Source organism: Lentzea sokolovensis (genome assembly GCF_033949975.1).
GTDB classification, from domain to species: domain Bacteria; phylum Actinomycetota; class Actinomycetes; order Mycobacteriales; family Pseudonocardiaceae; genus Lentzea; species Lentzea sokolovensis.
The window spans coordinates 244,911-261,055 of the sequence record NZ_JAXAVU010000012.1 but is presented as its reverse complement, the minus strand read 5'-3'; the positions used below and the strand labels follow the sequence as shown (position 1 = coordinate 261,055).

Here is a 16,145-nt window from a genome sequence, read left to right as displayed (position 1 = left end):
CGCGGCCATGATCGCACTCACTCGGTCGCCGAGTGACTCAGTTGAGCGGCAACGGGATCTCGGCGCGGAGCCGGTAGGTGTGCTCGGACGTGAGGCCGGCGTGCAGGTCGCCGCCGAGCGCGCGGACGCGGGTGGTGAGGTTGCCGATCCCGCTGCCGTCACGGGACTTCCGCTCGACCGCGGGGATCCCGTCGTTGATGATGTCCATGGTGACGAGGTGCCGCGAGCTGGCGAGCACGATCTCGCAGTGTTCGGCCTTGCTGTGCCGCAGAAGGTTCGTGACTCCCTCTCGCAACACGGTCGCGAGTGTCACCGTCACTTCCTTGGGCAGCTTGTCGCAGGCGTCAATCCGCACGGTGACTTCGATGTCGGCCGCGGACAGCAACGCCTGCGCCGACTGGGTCTCCTCGTCGAACGACAGTTCGCGGTAGCTCAGGGCCACTGATCGGACGTCGGCGAGGGCTTGCCGGGAGATCTCCAGCACCTCGGTGAGTTCCTGGCGGGCCCGGTCCGGATCGACGACGGCCAGCCGGTGGGTGAGCTCGCTCTTCAACGTGATCGCCGAGAGGCTGTACCCGAGCAGGTCGTGCAGGTCGCGCGCGAACCGCAGCCGTTCCTGGGCAACCGCCGCCGTCGCGAGCTCCTCCCGTGCCTCGTGCAGTTCGGTCACCATCGACCGCAGCCGGGTCAGCGCGTACAGCACGAGTCCGTGGTTCGTCACGGCGATGAGGCCGTAGACGACCCAGGAGCCGGTGAATCCGGTTGCGGTCCAGACGAAGTACTGCCCGGTGCCGATCGCGAGGAACGCCAGCCAGCCGAACGGGCGGGGCAGCAGCAGCGCCGCGGTCCCTGCGAGGAATCCGGGCACGGCGATGAGCGGGTTCTCGTAGAACCACACCGGCAGGTACACACAGCCGGCCATCACGGCGAGCACCGCGAGGGTGTTCGCCGTGTTCAGGCGGACGTGCGGGCGGCCGACCAGGCCCAGAACCAGGCCCAGCTCGATCACGGTCGCGAGCACCGCGACCGCCATCCCCGGCAGCCCGATGCGGGGGTAGTCGAACGCCACCTGCGACAGCGACATCAGCCCGTAGCCGACCACCAGCACCGTGAACAGCATCTTGGCGAAGCGCGTCGCCATCGGCTGGCCGGCGGGCCGTGGACCGGCCGCGGGTTCCTCGATCGACGGCTCGACCGGTACCTCGGCGTGCAGGCGGTAGGTGCCCTCCGCCGAGGTCTGGGCGAGCAGCGAGCCGCCGATGGCCGTGGTGCGCGTGGCGAGGTTGGTGAGGCCGCTGCCGCGCTCGGCGTCGACCTCGGTGGGAGCGCCGTCGTTGACGATGTCGATCGACGCGCGATGGCCGGTGCCCGAGATGGTGATGGTGCAGCTGGTGGCCTCGCTGTGCCGCAGGAGGTTCGTGACGCCCTCGCGCAGCACGGTCGCGAGCACGGTCCTCGACCGCGGTGAGAGTTCCTGGTGGTCCGTCTCGATGGTCACCGCGACGCCGGCCGCGGTCAGCACGGACCGGGCCGAGTCGATCTCGTCGTTCAGCGACAGTTCGCGGTAGCTCGAGGCCACCGCACGAACGTCGGCCAGGGCCTCGCGCGCGATCCCGAGGATCTCGGCCAGCTCCCGCAACGCGCGTTCGGTGTGCGCGCCGATCAGCTTGCGCGCCAGCTCGACCTTCAGCGTGATGGCCGACAGGCTGAACCCGAGCAGGTCGTGCAGGTCACGGGCGAACCGCAGCCGCTCCTGCGACACCGCCAGCGAGGCGAGCTCGGAGCGGACGGTCTCCAGCTGCTTGACCTGCGACGGCAGCCGGGACAGGCCGTACACGACCAGTCCCGCCACCAGCGACGAGATGACGTAGTAGACCTGGGTGGAGAGGTCCTGGACGCTCCACGCCTGGATCAGCCCGTTGCTCAGCGCCACCGCGCCGTACACGAGCCAGCGGATCCGGCCCGGCAACACGAGCAGCACGCTGCCGGCGAGGAAGCCGTGCATCCCGGTCCACTCGACCGGGAAGAACAGCAACGGGCCGTACACCAGCGCCGCCATCGCGCCCAGCGCCAGGTAGGCCCTGCCGGAACGCAGGTCCGCGCCGGGCCTGCTGAACACCCGCAGCTGCAGGTACGCGATCGCGAGCAGACAGGCGAGCGAACCCACGATCCTGGCGGGCGTCGCGCTGACCTTCACCACGTCGAGGAAGCAGTCGAGCAGGTAGTTGGCGAACACCACGCTGATGACGACGTACGCCAAACGACGGGACACCGACGAGCGTTCCTGTCGTTGCGTCACAGCAGCTCCCACGCGAGGTTCGGGACGCGGCCATGATACGGGCGCTTCCTGGGAAATCTCGCTTTTTGCGATCCTCGATCGGAGCAACATGACGGTGGCTCAACACCTCTGCGCAACGACTAGATCGGCTCCCGCGAGGTAGGCCACCACGTCGGCGACCAGGGTCTTCTCCACCTGCAGCGCCTCGGCGAGCTGGTCGATCGTGCTCTCGTTGTGCAGCAACGACTTCGCGATCTCCGTCGCGGGCGCGCTGTGCAGGATCACCTGGTAGGAGCGGCCGGGACACGTCAGTGCCTGGTCGCCGTTCAGTCGCTCGATCCCGGTGCCCGGCCGCATGGTGACGACGTCGTCGTTCCCGATGCGAGGCAACGCGAACACCGCGTCGCGAGCCACCGCCACCAGCGAGAGGATGGGGCCCGCGCCGTCGTTCAGCCCGAGCGACGGCACGAGGCACCCGCCCAGCTCGTCGAGCGTGTTCTTGAGCTTGCGCCAGATGAGGCACGGCCCGGAACCGGACTTCCACCGCACGAAGTTCTCGTGCAGTGCCGAGATGTTCTCCAACGCCACGGGGCCGAGACTCATCCGGTGCAGCGCCTCGCGCACGAGCGGGCTGGTGTCGGCGATCTCGATCGCACCCCATCTGCCGTGCACGGTCAGATGCTCGGCGCCCTCGTCCACGAAGGCGTCCTCCAGCAACGACCACAGCGGCCTGCCTGCCGGAACGTGCGACTGCGTGGGCACCACGGCGCCTCCGCTCTGGGCGATGGTCATCCCGTTCATCACATGAACAACGGGATCGGGTTGAGCTCTTCGTACCGGCGGGGTTCTGCCAGCCGACCCAGTTGTACAGGCACGTCGTAGAGGCGCCCTTGAGCGAACCTCGACCAGAAGTGGCGCAGTCCCGGTACCACCACCCGGACGACCGGAAGCCCGACGTCGGGCCGAGTCTGGTCGAGCACCAGCAACTCCATTCCCTTGGCTTCCAGAGTGCCCTGGATCGCGCGGATGTCGTCGGCGAGATCACGCCGATGTGTGTAACCGTGGTGGAACGGACCGCGCGGCGGCTCGTCCGGGTCCGGAGCCAGCCAGGTGTGCTCGGCGAGCCGTGCGGTCTCGAACCACCGCCGCATGTCGACGTCGAACAGGGACATGTCCATCGGCTCGCAGACCATCGGCATGCACTGGTTCAGCTCGGTGAGCGCCCGGCGGGCGGCGATCCTGGGGTCCAGGTGCGCCCCGCAGCCGAACATGATGTCCTCGCGCGGCCCGCCGGTGCGGCGGGACACCGCGACCATCGCGGGCACGCCCAGGTCGGAGGTGACGTCGAGCAGCCACACCTCGCGGCCGAGACTGGCGTGCACCGCGCGGAGCTCGTCGATCCACGGGTCGTGGAAGGCGTCCAGGTTCATGCCCGGCGCCGGAGTGCGGTTGTACCACCAGATGGCGACCGCGTCGCGTTCGACGAGTTCCAGAAGCCCTTGCAACACCGCGTCCTCCACGCTGCTGCCAGCGGCGCAGCCGTTGGAGTTGGAGGTGACACTCGGCGGACAGGGGGCGCCGAAGTAGAGCATGCCGGTGGGCAGGAACCGGTGCCGCCGTTCGGTCAGCGACCAGAGCGGGGTCCAGTCCATCACCTCGTCGTCGTCGAACGGCGTGGTGATCTGCTGGAAGGCCGAGTGGTCCGCGTTCCACCCGTCGCGGTTCTCGAACTGGCGCGGGTGGTAGAGCTGCACGGAGTCCGGGTGGATCGCGACGTCGCCGAGCGAGGTGTAACTGCCGCTCACGCGCGCCTCCTCGCCGAAGAACTTGCCGCTGCGTCGTTCCACGGCCTCGCACAACGCGCCGACCTCGGCGTCGAGCGCGGTCACGCCCTTGCCTCCGCTGTCCGCCCGCAACGCGGAGCGCAAGCCTTCGAGCCCTTCGCCCGTGGCCGCGATGTTCGCCCCGGACTGGAAGGAGTTGAAGAACGCGGGTCCGCGTTCGTTGCGGTGGATCTCCCGGACGATCCCGGTGACCGGGCCGATCAGGTGCCGGTAGGTGTCGAGCACCTCCTGCGGCGACGACGACCGGTGGCCGCCGCCGTCGCAGGAGGTCTTCACGCGACTGGCGAGTTCGACCGGCTCGAACGTCCTGCGCGCGACAACTTCGGGGTCTCCGCAGCCGGAGCACTGCGGACGGTGCCGTACCTCGTGCTGCGTGACCTTCATGGTCAGGCTGTCGTAGTTCCAGATCGACCGCTGTGTCTCGTGGCGGATCCCCGCGAGCCACTTGGCCGCCTCTACCGACGCGATCTCCAGTGCCGACGCCCGCAGCGACGGCAGCCCGATGGCGGGGCGCGGCGCAGGGCCACGTTGCCCGCACCGCGCCCGGACGTGCGCCTCCGCCTTGCGGTTGGCGGACAGGCGGGTCGCGAGGCAGCGCCAGCAGGGGCCGTCGCCGGGGGTGAAGAAGGGGCCCACGCTCACCTGCGCGCCGACCGGCTTGACCAGCAGCCAGGGCGTGCCGGCCGCGCGGTGCGCGGCGTCGACGTCGCGGAGTTCGGAAGCCAGGTAGTCCGCACACATCACGACCGTGAGGTCACCACTCCCCGAGGTGACTGTCAGTCCGTTGTGGCGCAAAGCCTCCACAAGCCCTTCGCGATCGACGTCGCCGACCGCGACGACGGAGACGAGCGACGTCGTTGTCGCCGCCACCGCGTCCGCGGGGTCGAGGCCCGCCGCGTCCCAGTACGCGAGCGAGGCCTCTGTCGTGGCCGAACCGTCCTCCGCGCACCGCCTGCCGATCAGGCCCGCCGCGGCGAGCCTCGTGAGCATTCGTTCCACCATGTCGGCGGACAGACCGGCGGGAAGGTCCCGCAGCACCGCGGTGATGTCCCTGGTGCCGTCGAGCAACGGTGCCAGCGCCTCCACGTGGGTGCCCTGGATCGCGGTGACCCCGGACTCCCCGATGAGGTAGACGGCCTCACCGTGCACGATCTGTGGTCGGAGGTGGCGTTTGAACCCAATTCTCTGTTCGCCGGGTTCGGCCAGTTCGGGTCTCATGCCGCGAGGACCTCGTCGTACGAGACGTAGCGGCTGCCGATGACGCAGTTGGTCCCGCTGCAGCTCCCGTAGGTGAAGACGTAGTAGTCCATCGAGGCCTCACGGTCGAACTGGTAGATCTTCATGTCGTCGGAGTCGTCTGTGGCGGTGGGGACGGAAGACAAGTGCTCCACGGTGACGGTGGGGTACATGTTCATCTCCGATGTTTGCGTGTGATTTGTTGTGGGTAATGATGCGGACCAGCGCTAATGGATCGGTAGTTACCGGCTAATGCGCCTTCGTATGAAGTTTTCATACCCGGCACGGGCAGAACTCACCTGACATCGATGGCCTGTGCACTAACGCCCCGCCGTTGGGCCGAGCAGACTAATCCCGTGCTCGGAACCGAAGGAGGGGTCGCGATGCAGATCAAGGTCCTGGGGCCCGTTGAGGCCAAGGTGAACGGTCGCTCGGTGACGCCAACCGCGGCCAAGCCACGGCAGATCCTGGCGCTGCTCGCGTTGCACTCCGGGCAGGTCGTGTCCGTTCCCACGCTGATCGAGGAACTGTGGGGCGACCGTCCGCCGCGCAGCGCCCGCACCACCCTGCAGACCTACATCCTGCAGCTGCGCAAGCTGATCGGCGACGCGCTGACGACCTCCGGTGAGGGCGCGGCGAAGGAAGTGCTGGTCACGCGCTACGGCGGCTACCTGCTCGACGTGCCGCCGGAGGCCGTCGACGTGCACGAGTTCGAACGTCTCTCCCGCGCCGGCCAGCAGGCCTACGACGTCGAGGACTACGTCTCGGCCTCCCGGCTGCTGCGCCAGGCGCTCGAGATGTGGCGCGGCGCCGCCGTCGTGGACGTGCGGCCGGGCATGCCGCTCGGCATCGAGATCGTGCGCCTCGAAGAGGCCAGGCTTGGCGTGCTCGAAGCGCGCATCGACGCCGAGCTGCGGATGGGCAAGCACAAGGCGCTGCTGTCCGAGCTCTCGGTGCTGACCGTGCAGAACCCGATGAACGAGAACCTGTGCGCGCAGTACATGATCTCGCTGTTCCGCGCGGGCCGGCAGTGGCAGGCGCTCGACGCGTTCAAGGGCCTGCGCAACACCCTGATCGAGGAGCTCGGCGTCGAACCGTCGTCGCGCCTGCAGACGCTGCAGCACGCGATCCTGACGTCCGACCCGCGCCTCGACAGCGCCGAAACCCGTCAGCTGCAACGACTCCTGGCTTAGATCAAAGCTCCAGCGGCCCGCGCCACACTGTGGCGCGGGCCGTTTTTGCTTGTCGTGCAACGGTTTCTTCGAGAATCTCTCCACTGGCTTACAGGCGTGCGGTGACAACCTCAGTCGTGGGCGCGCGGAAACCGCCCGCTGGAGGAAAGGAAGCTAGCCGTGAGCGCACTGACCATCGAGGGACTCAAAGAGATCCTCAACGAGGCCGCGGGCGACGACGACTCGTTCAAGCCGGGCCAGGACATTCTCGACATCCCGTTCCTCGAGCTGGGCTTCGACTCCCTCGCCCTGCTGGAGACGGTCGCGCTGATCAAGCGCAAGCACGGTGCCGCCATCGCCGACGACGAGCTGGCGTACATCGAGACGCCGCGTCAGTTGCTGGACAAGGTCAACGGACAGATCGCGGCCTGACGCCGGCGACTCGGGATACGGAGACGGACATGACGCACACCACCACGCACACGGTCATGATCGGGGCTCCCGCCAAGGTGGTGTACGACCTGGTCGCGGACGTGACGACCTGGCCGTACATCTTCGGACCCACGGTCCAGGCCGAGGTGTTCGAACGGGATGGCTCGACGGAGCGGTTGCGGTTGCACGCGTTCGCCAACGGTGACGTGCGCACGTGGACGTCCCGGCGCGAGCTCGACCCGGCGAACCTGCACATCAAGTTCGAGCAGGAGCGTTCGGCGGCACCGGTGAAGACGATGGGTGGGGAGTGGCGGATCGTCCCGATCGCCGATTCGGCGACGCGGGTCGATCTGCTCCACCACTTCACCGCGGCGCAGCCAGAGGCGGTCGACCTCATCCTGAACGCCGTCAACAACAACAGCGACGCCGAGCTCGCCGCCCTCAAGCGGGCGGCCGAGTACGGCGACGACTACGACAAGCTGGTGTTGTCGTTCTCGGACAGCATCACGATCCACGCGAGCCGCAAGGACGTCTACGAGTTCCTGTACCGGTCGGACCTGTGGCCGGAGCGTCTGCCGCACGTGGCGAAGCTGGACCTCAAGGAAGCCGTCACCGGTGTGCAGTCCATGGAGATGGACACGCGCAGCCCGGACGGGTCGATCCACACCACGCACTCGGTGCGGGTCTGCACCCCGTACGACGGCATCGTCTACAAGCAGACGCACACACCGCCGATCATGGCGGCGCACGTCGGCCGGTGGACGTTCAGGGACATCGGCGACGGCATCGAGGCCGGCATCGAGGCGACGTCGCACCACACCGTCGTCATCCGGCCCGAGGTCATCCCCGAGGTGCTGGGAGCCGACGGGACGATCGAGCGCGCTCGCGAGCTCATCCGTCACGCGCTGGGCACCAACAGCCTCACGACGCTCCGGCACGCCAAGGAATTCGCCGAGAACGGGTGAGGTGACGCGATGGGGTTGGGTGGCGCGGAGTTACTGACTGCCGCAGCACGCGCTGCAAGCCGCAACGGACTTTACGTGGTCTCCATGTACCTGGAGAAGGCCGCGGTCGAGCACGAGCGCAAGGGTTGTCCCTCTTCGGACGTGGCGCCCTGTGCCTACGAGATCGAGGCTTCCCGAGTACTGCTGTCGGGGTTCTGATGAAGCTCTACGACATCTCGCTGCGCCGCACCGGCCTGTCCATTTCGGACAGACTGGTCGCGGCGCGGCGCCTCGACGCGCTCGGAGTCACGTTCGTCGACGGAGGCAGGCCCGCCCGGTCGTTCTACCACCGGGCGGCCGTCGAACTCCGGTTGCGGGCCGCCACCCTCATCGCGTCAGGCGGTGCGGAGGATTTCGCCGCACTCATCGCCGCGGAAACCCCCGCGGTGGCGATAGTTGTCCAAGGGCACGGCTTTTCGGTGGTTCGAGAGGCCGTGCGTCAACTCGTGCGCGCAGAACGACGAGTGATCGTCGAGGCGCGGGACTTCTTCGACGGCTGGCTGATCGACCCCGAACACGCTTTGGAGGTCGTGCTGACCGCCGCGGAGGCTGGGGCGGAAACCGTGTTGCTGCACGACACAGCGGGCAAACTGTGGCCGGACCAGATCGGCGAGATCGTCGCGGCGGTCGCGGAAACCGGTGTGCCCCTTGGTTTCGGATGTGACGACGACGGCGGCTCGGCAGCGAAACAGCTGTTCGCGGCCGACGCGGGGGCCGGACTCGTACAGGGGTCCTACGCCGTCGTTCGAGGTGGCCTCGATCGGGGCGTTCCACCATTGGTTCATTCGGCAGAAAAAGGTATCGCTCCCGTGCCCTGTCCGAGATTGGAGCAGACCGTGTCCGCACAGAAGGCGATTGGAGGTGTCCGATGAGTCGTCGCGCCGTCATCACCGGGGTGGGCGTGGTCGCACCTGGTGGCATCGGAACGAAGGCGTATTGGCAACTGCTGTCCGAAGGGCGTACGGCGACTCGCAACATCACGCACTTCGACGCGTCTCCGTACCGCTCCCGCATGGCGGGGGAAGCAGATTTCGATCCAGTGCGCGAAGGCTTGACGCCGCAGGAGATCCGCCGTCTCGACCGGGCCGCGCAGTTCGCGGTCGTCGCGGGTCGTGAGGCGATGTCCGACTCCGGCATCGAGTTCGACCAGCTCGACCCCGGCCGCATCGGTGTCTCGCTCGGCACCGCCGTCGGCTGCACGACCTCGCTGGAGCGCGAGTTCATCGTCGGCTCCGACCGGGGCAAGTACTGGGAGGTCGACCAGTCCTACGCCGTCCCGCACCTCTACGACTACTTCACGCCGTCCTCGATGGCGACGGAGCTGGCGTGGACAGTGGGCGCCGAGGGTCCGGTCTCCGTGGTCTCCACGGGCTGCACCTCGGGTCTCGACTCGGTGGGTTACGCCGCCGACCTGATCCTGGAGGGCTCCGCGGACGTCGTCGTCACCGGCGGCACCGAGGCTCCGCTCTCCCCGATCACCGTGGTCTGCTTCGACGTGATCCGTGCGTCGAGCACCCGCAACGACGACCCCACAACGGCGTGCCGGCCGTTCGACAAGACCCGTGACGGCCTGGTGCTGGGCGAGGGTTGCGCGATCATCGTGCTCGAGGAGCTGGAGCACGCCCGCGCTCGCGGTGCGCACATCTACGGTGAGGTCGCCGGCTTCGCCTCGCGGTGCAACGCCTACCACATGACGGGCCTGCACCCCGAGGGCATCGAGATGTCCGACGCCATCAACATCGCGCTGAAGCAGGCGCGTGCGGATGCCACGGACGTCGGCTACATCAACGCGCACGGGTCGGGCACCAAGCAGAACGACCTGCACGAGACGGCCGCTTTCAAGCGTTCGTTGGGTGCGCACGCGTACAAGACGCCTGTATCTGGGTTCAAGTCCATGATCGGGCACTCGCTGGGCGCGATCGGTTCCCTGGAGATCGTCGGCTCGCTGCTGGCGTTCGAGCAGGACCTCATCCCGCCGACGGCGAACCTCCACGAGCAGGACCCCGAGTGCGACCTCGACTACACGCCACTGGTGGCGCGCGAGAAGAAGGTCGACACCCTCCTGACCGTGGGCAGTGGTTTCGGTGGATTCCAGAGCGCCATGGTGCTCAAAAAGGTGGAAGGGGCAGGCCGGTGACTCGGGCAGTGGTGACGGGAATCGGCATCGCGTCTCCGAACGGTTTGGGGCCGACCGCGTACTGGCGGGCGACCCTGCACGGGGAGGCGGCGATCAGGCCGATCACCCGGTTCGACAGCGCGAACTACTGGGCGAAGATCGCCGGTGAGGTGCCTGGCTTCGAGGCAGGGCGGCACCTGCAGGGTCGCCTGCTGCCGCAGACGGACCACATGACGCGGCTGACACTGGTCGGCACGGACTGGGCGTTGCGTGGTGCGGGTGTGCAGCCGAACGACATCCCCGACACCGACATCGCGGTCATCACCGCGGCGACGGCCGGCGGGTACGAGTTCGGTCAGCGCGAACTGCAGAAGCTGTGGCACCAGGGTCCGGAGTACGTCTCGGCGTACCAGTCGTTCGCGTGGTTCTACGCGGTCAACACGGGCCAGATCTCCATCCGGCACGGCACGCGCGGTCCCGGCGCGGTGGTGGTGTCCGAGCAGGCCGGTGGCATCGACTCCATCGGTCACGCCCGGCGCCAGCTGCGCAAGGGTGTCCAGCTCGCCCTCACCGGCGGCATGGACTCCTCGCTGTGCCCGTGGGCGTGGGTTGCCCACCAGGCCTCGGGTTGCCTGTCCCGCAACAACAACCCGAAGCGCGCCTACCTGCCGTTCGACCGCGACGCCTCCGGGTACGTCGCGGGCGAGGGCGGCGCGATCATGGTGGTCGAGACGCCGGAGTCGGCGGCCGGCCGTCCAGGGACACGCATCTACGGCGAGATCGTCGGGTACGCCTCGACGTTCGACTCGAAGATGCCGTCGCGGGAGCCGGGTCTGAAGCGGGCGGCCGAGCTGGCGCTGCGCGACGCCGGCATGGACGCCTCGGAGATCGACGTGGTGTTCGCCGACGCGGCGGGCATTCCCGAGCTCGACAAGGCCGAGGCCGAGGCGATCAAGGGCATCTTCGGGCCGTTCGGTGTGCCGGTGACGGCGCCGAAGACCATGACCGGGCGTCTGTTCGCCGGTGGTGGCTCGCTCGACGTGGCGTCGGCGATCCTCTCCATCTACTGGAGCGCGATCCCGCCGACCATCAACGTCGAGAACCTGGTGCCGGAGTACGAGATCGACCTCGTCATGAACGAGGCGCGGCACGGCAAGATCAAGGCCGCTCTGGTGCTCGGGCGCGGCAAGGGCGGCTTCAACTCCGCCATGGTGGTTCGCGAGTACAGGTAGAGGTCAGGTGCCTCAAGGCCGTGAAGGTGTCCCCTTCACGGCCTTGAGCCGTTTCTGGAGGCGTGTTGTGGACGTAGCACTGATGTTTCCGGGCCAGGGATCGCAGTACCCGCGGATGGCGGCGTCCCTGTACGGCACGGATGCCGTGTTCACCTCGGTGATCGACGAGGTGTTCGAGCTGTTCGGCGAGGTCGGCTCTCTTGCTTGCGAGGACTGGCTTTCCGGGGCGGACGTCGATCACGTGTCGCGGGCGCAGCCGTTGCTGTTCGCCGTCGACTACGCGCTGGGGCGCACCGTTCTGTCGTGGGGCGTCAAGCCCGTGGCGTTGATCGGGCACTCCGCGGGCGAGGTCGTCGCGGCGACGCTGGCCGGGGTGTTCACCCTGGAAGAAGCCGTGTCCCTGGTGCGGGACCGGGTGTTGTCCGCCGTGCCGATCCCTTCCGGCGGCATGCTGGCCGTCGCCGCTTCGGAAGCGGATCTGCTGCCGCACCTGGAAGGCGACGTGGCGATCGCGGCCGTGAACTCGGCCCGGCAGACGATGCTGGCCGGGTCCGACGAGCCGCTGGCCCGTGTGCGGGCGCGGCTGGAAGCCGACGAGTACATCGTCGTGACCGTGCCGGCGTCGACGCCGTTCCACAGCCCGGCGATGCAGCCCGCCGTGGACGAGGCCCTGGCTTCGTGGAGCGCTTCGCCCCGTGCGCCGCAGATGCCGTTGTACTCCGGGTACACGGGCAAGTTGATGACTCCTGAAGACGCGCTGTCCGCGCGGTTCTGGACACGTCAGCTGACCGACGCCGTCTACTTCGGACCGGCGCTCAACGAGCTCGTGGCGATGTACGACGTTCTGCTGGTGGAAGCCGGTCCCGGACAGACCCTGACGTCGTTCGCGCGCCGGACGAAGGCCGTGCGTTCCGGCGCCTCGCAGGTGCTGCCGTTGCTGGACGCGGCGGACACCGTGGACACGGCTCGCGCTCGTTTGGTGTGACCGCGATATAAAAGGGCCGCCCTCCAGGAGAGGGCGGCCCTTTGGCGGTCGCTAGTCGATTCCGCGGACGATGTGGTCTTCGTTCTCTGGTGGCCATTCACTGTTGTCCATACCTGCCAAGGTAGGTACGGTGATTCAGCTCTCACTTGAGAGCCGGTCGTCAGGTTCAGTCGTCGAGCAGCGCGACGGCCCTCGTCCAACCCGCGCCGGCGCCCTTGATCTTGACGGGGAACGCGACGACGGTGAACCCGAAGTCCGGCAACGCCTCCAGGTTCGCGAGACGCTCGATCTGGCAGTACTCGCGGTCGCGGCCGGCGAAGTGCGCGGGCCACAGCACGCTCTGGTCCTTGGTCGCCAGGTAGCGCTTGACGATGTCCGGGAACGGCGCGTCGAGGCTGAACGCGTCGGTGGCGATCACCTTGACTCCCAGGTCCAGCAGGAAGTTCGTGGCGGGGCCGTCGAGTCCGGTGTAGTCGGTGAAGTAGGTCTGGGTGCCCGCGTGCTCGGCGGCGCCGGTGTCGAGGATGACGATGTCCATCGGCTTCGGCGTGTAGCCGATGCGGGCGAACTCCTTCTCCAGCACCTCGACCCCGATGACGCCGGTGCCGTGGCCGCGGACGTCGAGCTTCACGCCGGGGTTGTGGAACCACTCCAGCGGCATCTCGTCGATGTGGCGCGGGATTCCGTTGCCGTACGTGGTTTTCGAGCCGTAGTGGCTTGGCGCGTCCACGTGCGTGCCGGTGTGGGAGGTCAGGCTGATCCGGTCCAGCGTGAGGAACTCGGAGTCCCGCAGCACGGAGACGTCGAACTCGATGCCGAGTCGCGCCTTGAGCTGCTCGGCCATGTGTTCGGCACCCTGGGCGGCCGTGAGCACCTCGTGCGTCACCGGGTCCGCTTCGTACGCGGATGCGTCAATGTGGGAAGACAGATCGATGATGCGCATGAGGTCGAGCTTGGCGGGCGTTCCTTGAGCACGTCTCAAGACGCGGTGGGCATGGTTCTGCCTAGCCTGACACCGTTTCTGGAGGAGCCACCTCATGATCACCTTCCTCAACCGCTTCACGCTCACCGGTGACCCGGAGGAGTTCGAGAAGGCCTTCGACGAGACGGCCGCCTTCCTGCGCGCACAGCCGGGCCTCATCCGCTACACGCTGTCGCGTCAGCTCGACGACCCGGCGTCCTACATCAACATCGCGTTGTGGGAGAGCGCCGACGCCCTGCGCGCGGCCCTGGCCCACCCGGACTTCGGCAACCACGCCAAGGCGATGCGCGGCCTGGCGGAGTCCTCGGGCGCGATCTTCAACCCACGCCTGTCCTTCGAAGCCCCCGCAGAAGCCTGATGGGTCCGCTCGACGGGCTGAAGGTCGTCGAGTTCGGCGGCATCGGTCCCGGCCCGCACGGCGCGATGCTGCTGGCGGACCTCGGCGCGGAGGTGGTGCGCGTCGAGCGTCCGTCCGGCGGCCTGTCCGTGGTGCCGGACGCCTCCCGCGACTTCCTGTTGCGCGGCAGGCGTTCGGTGTCGGCGGACCTGAAGTCCGCGGACGGCCGCGCGTCGGTGCTGTCGCTCATCTCGGTGGCCGACGTGGTGATCGAGGGCTTCCGCCCCGGCGTGCTGGAACGGCTCGGTCTCGGGCCTTCCGACTGCCTGGCGGTCAATCCCGGGCTGATCTACGCGCGGATGACCGGGTGGGGTCAGGACGGTCCACTGGCCCAGCGCGCCGGCCACGACATCAACTACCTGTCGGTCACCGGCGTGCTGCACGCCATCGGCAAGCCACCGTTGAACCTGGTCGGTGACTTCGGCGGCGGCTCGCTGTACCTGGTGCTGGGCGTGCTGGCGGCGTTGTGGGAACGGCAGCGCACCGGCCTCGGCCAGGTCGTCGACGCGGCGATCGTGGACGGGGTGGCGTCGCTGGCGCAGATGATCTGGTCGATGAAGTCGCAGTCGGTGTGGGAGGACTCGCCGGACTCGAACCTGCTCGACGGCGGGTGCCCGTTCTACTCGATCTACGAGTGCGCGGACGGCCGTTCTGTCGCGGTGGGGTCGCTGGAACCGCAGTTCTACGCGTTGCTGCTGGCCGGTCTGGGACTGCACGCCGCCGACCTGCCCGAGCAGATGGACCGCGACTCCTGGCCGTTGCTGCGCAAGACGTTCGCCGAGGCGTTCCTGACCAGGACCCGCGACGAGTGGTCGGAGGTGTTCGCGTCCTCCGACGCCTGCGTGACGCCGGTGCTGACCCTGGAGGAGGCGGCCGCGCATCCGCACCTGGTGGCACGCGGAGTGTTCACCGCGGACGGGGCGGCTGTGCCCGCACCACGGTTCTCCGCGGAGTTTTTCGGGGACTAGATTCGCGTTCGTGGAACTGCGAATCTTCACCGAACCCCAGCAGGGCGCGAGCTACGACGACCTGCTCCGGGTGGCCAGGACGGCCGAGGACGCCGGGTACGGCGCCTTCTTCCGCTCCGACCACTACCTCAGGATGGGCTCGGCCGACGGCCTGCCCGGCCCGACCGACCCGTGGATCACCTTCGCGGGCCTCGCCCGCGACACGTCGACGATCCGCCTGGGCACGCTGATGACCGCCGCGACGTTCCGCCACCCCGGACCGCTCGCCATCAGCGTCGCCCAGGTCGACCAGATGTCCGGTGGCCGCGTGGAGTTCGGCATCGGCGCCGGCTGGTACGAGGCCGAGCACACCGCGTACGGGCTTCCGTTCCCGTCTCTGGGGGAGCGGTTCGAGCGCTACGAGGAGCAGGTCGCGATCATCACCGGGCTGTGGGAGACCCCGCTCGGCGGCACCTTCTCGTTCGAGGGCAAGCACTACACGCTGACCGACTCGCCCGCGCTGCCGAAGCCCGCGCAGGAGCGCGTCCCGCTGCTGATCGGCGGCATGGGCGCCAAGCGCACGCCCGCCCTGGCCGCGTCCTACGCCACCGAGTTCAACCTGCCGTTCGTCGGCATCGACGCCGCGGTCGAGCAGTTCGCCCGCGTCGACACCGCCTGCGAGGAGACCGGCCGCGACCCGAAGGAGATCATCCGCTCGGTCGCCCTCGTCGCGTGCGTCGGCCGGACCGACGCCGACGTCGCCCGCCGTGCCGCCGCGATCGGCCGCGAGGTCGACGAGCTCAAGCAGAACGGCCTGGCCGGCACCCCGGCCGAGGTGGTCGACCGCATCGGCGCGTGGCGGGACGCGACCGGTGTACAGCGCGTGTACCTGCAGACGCTGGACCTCGCCGACCTCGACCACATCACCGACATCGCGTCGGACGTCGCGCCCCAACTCTGATATATCGGATTCCGGACATCGGATATCAGGCGAGCGCTTTGCGCACCGCTGACGGCAAGGGCAGGACGTGGTCCGCGAACCGCCGCCGATATCCGATATATCGCAGCTGCAACGCGGGTTCGTCGAGGTAGCGGCGCTCCAGCCCGTCCTGCCCGAACACCAGCTTGAGCCCACGTCCGAGCATCGACGGCGAGTCCAGACCGAAGCGGTCGCGCAACACATCGGCGGCCGCGTGGTCACCGAACTCCAGCGCCGCCCGTCGCACGGACTCGACCGGCACCATCAGGTACTGCTCGTCGGCGCGCACGCCGTCGCGATATCCGATGTTCAACGCGCTGAGCGCCTTCTGGTGCGCTCCGCCGTCGAGCCCGAGGTAGTACTGCTCCCAGTCGCTGACCTGGATCTCACCGCTCCACGTCCGCACGGGTGCGGCCGCCGCCACCGACCCGTTCGAACTGATTCCACCTGCCAGCGCCGTCAATCCGGCAGCCGTGAAAAACTGGCGTCGGGACAAGCTCACGACGCATCCTCCTCCGCGATCCCGCGACTTCCCCGCCGC

At 68.3% G+C, this 16,145-nt stretch carries 16 protein-coding genes; 10 read left to right on the top strand and 6 right to left on the bottom strand.

The genetic code is table 11. The features are described 5' to 3' along the window. Positions 1-37: 37 nt before the first annotated feature. From SK854_RS29835 to SK854_RS29820, 4 genes are all read right to left on the bottom strand, one after another. Entirely contained in the window at positions 38-2,299 is a 2,262-nt protein-coding gene (locus SK854_RS29835; RefSeq protein WP_319978436.1) for a sensor histidine kinase, read from the bottom strand. 99 nt (positions 2,300-2,398) lie between these two features. Beyond that, positions 2,399-3,070 (bottom strand): hypothetical protein, encoded by a 672-nt coding sequence (locus SK854_RS29830; protein WP_319978435.1) that lies wholly within the window; start codon positions 3,068-3,070, stop codon positions 2,399-2,401. A gap of 8 nt (positions 3,071-3,078) precedes the next feature. Next, positions 3,079-5,340: a TOMM precursor leader peptide-binding protein gene (locus SK854_RS29825; protein WP_319978434.1), complete on the bottom strand. Its 2,262-nt coding sequence runs from the start codon at positions 5,338-5,340 to the stop codon at positions 3,079-3,081. Next, positions 5,337-5,531, bottom strand: coding sequence for a hypothetical protein (locus tag SK854_RS29820; RefSeq protein WP_319978433.1), 195 nt, complete (start codon positions 5,529-5,531; stop codon positions 5,337-5,339). The genes SK854_RS29825 and SK854_RS29820 overlap by 4 nt, the downstream gene beginning before the upstream one ends. Positions 5,532-5,741: 210 nt before the next feature. On the opposite strand from SK854_RS29820, the gene SK854_RS29815 reads away from it, so the two are divergent. The 7 genes from SK854_RS29815 (at position 5,742) to SK854_RS29785 (ending at position 12,299) form a co-directional block, all read left to right on the top strand. After that, positions 5,742-6,551 carry an AfsR/SARP family transcriptional regulator gene (locus SK854_RS29815; protein ID WP_319978432.1) on the top strand — a complete coding sequence of 270 codons (810 nt, stop codon included), beginning with the start codon at positions 5,742-5,744 and terminating at the stop codon, positions 6,549-6,551. Between the two features lie 159 nt (positions 6,552-6,710). Then, a complete protein-coding gene (locus SK854_RS29810; protein ID WP_093600032.1) occupies positions 6,711-6,962 on the top strand; it encodes an acyl carrier protein in 252 nt (83 codons plus the stop codon). Positions 6,963-6,991: 29 nt separating this feature from the next. Next, on the top strand, positions 6,992-7,927 hold the full coding sequence (locus SK854_RS29805) for an aromatase/cyclase (RefSeq protein WP_093600029.1): 936 nt from the start codon (positions 6,992-6,994) through the stop codon (positions 7,925-7,927). Between the two features lie 197 nt (positions 7,928-8,124). After that, a complete protein-coding gene (locus SK854_RS29800) occupies positions 8,125-8,838 on the top strand; it encodes a beta/alpha barrel domain-containing protein (protein ID WP_319978431.1) in 714 nt (237 codons plus the stop codon). Beyond that, positions 8,835-10,103 carry a beta-ketoacyl-[acyl-carrier-protein] synthase family protein gene (locus SK854_RS29795; protein WP_319978430.1) on the top strand — a complete coding sequence of 423 codons (1,269 nt, stop codon included), beginning with the start codon at positions 8,835-8,837 and terminating at the stop codon, positions 10,101-10,103. Before SK854_RS29800 ends, SK854_RS29795 begins: the two co-directional genes overlap by 4 nt. Beyond that, on the top strand, positions 10,100-11,314 hold the full coding sequence (locus SK854_RS29790; protein WP_319978429.1) for a ketosynthase chain-length factor: 1,215 nt from the start codon (positions 10,100-10,102) through the stop codon (positions 11,312-11,314). The genes SK854_RS29795 and SK854_RS29790 overlap by 4 nt, the downstream gene beginning before the upstream one ends. Positions 11,315-11,381: 67 nt before the next feature. After that, positions 11,382-12,299 (top strand): acyltransferase domain-containing protein, encoded by a 918-nt coding sequence (locus SK854_RS29785; protein ID WP_319978428.1) that lies wholly within the window; start codon positions 11,382-11,384, stop codon positions 12,297-12,299. Between the two features lie 166 nt (positions 12,300-12,465). Here the strand turns inward: SK854_RS29785 and SK854_RS29780 are convergent, their stop codons facing one another. Then, entirely contained in the window at positions 12,466-13,242 is a 777-nt protein-coding gene (locus tag SK854_RS29780) for a cyclase family protein (RefSeq protein ID WP_319978427.1), read from the bottom strand. A gap of 94 nt (positions 13,243-13,336) precedes the next feature. Between SK854_RS29780 and SK854_RS29775 the strand changes: the two genes are divergently transcribed. From SK854_RS29775 to SK854_RS29765, 3 genes are read left to right on the top strand one after another with little or no spacing between them, the layout of a single operon-like run. Beyond that, positions 13,337-13,639 (top strand): antibiotic biosynthesis monooxygenase family protein, encoded by a 303-nt coding sequence (locus SK854_RS29775; RefSeq protein ID WP_319978426.1) that lies wholly within the window; start codon positions 13,337-13,339, stop codon positions 13,637-13,639. Further along, entirely contained in the window at positions 13,636-14,646 is a 1,011-nt protein-coding gene (locus SK854_RS29770; RefSeq protein WP_319978686.1) for a CaiB/BaiF CoA transferase family protein, read from the top strand. The genes SK854_RS29775 and SK854_RS29770 overlap by 4 nt, the downstream gene beginning before the upstream one ends. Before the next feature lie 10 nt (positions 14,647-14,656). Beyond that, the gene (locus SK854_RS29765) at positions 14,657-15,586 is read left to right on the top strand and encodes an LLM class F420-dependent oxidoreductase (RefSeq protein ID WP_319978425.1); all 930 of its coding nucleotides are present in this window, start codon (positions 14,657-14,659) and stop codon (positions 15,584-15,586) included. Positions 15,587-15,611: 25 nt separating this feature from the next. Here the strand turns inward: SK854_RS29765 and SK854_RS29760 are convergent, their stop codons facing one another. Next, entirely contained in the window at positions 15,612-16,106 is a 495-nt protein-coding gene (locus SK854_RS29760) for a hypothetical protein (protein ID WP_319978424.1), read from the bottom strand. Between the last annotated feature and the right edge of the window lie 39 nt (positions 16,107-16,145).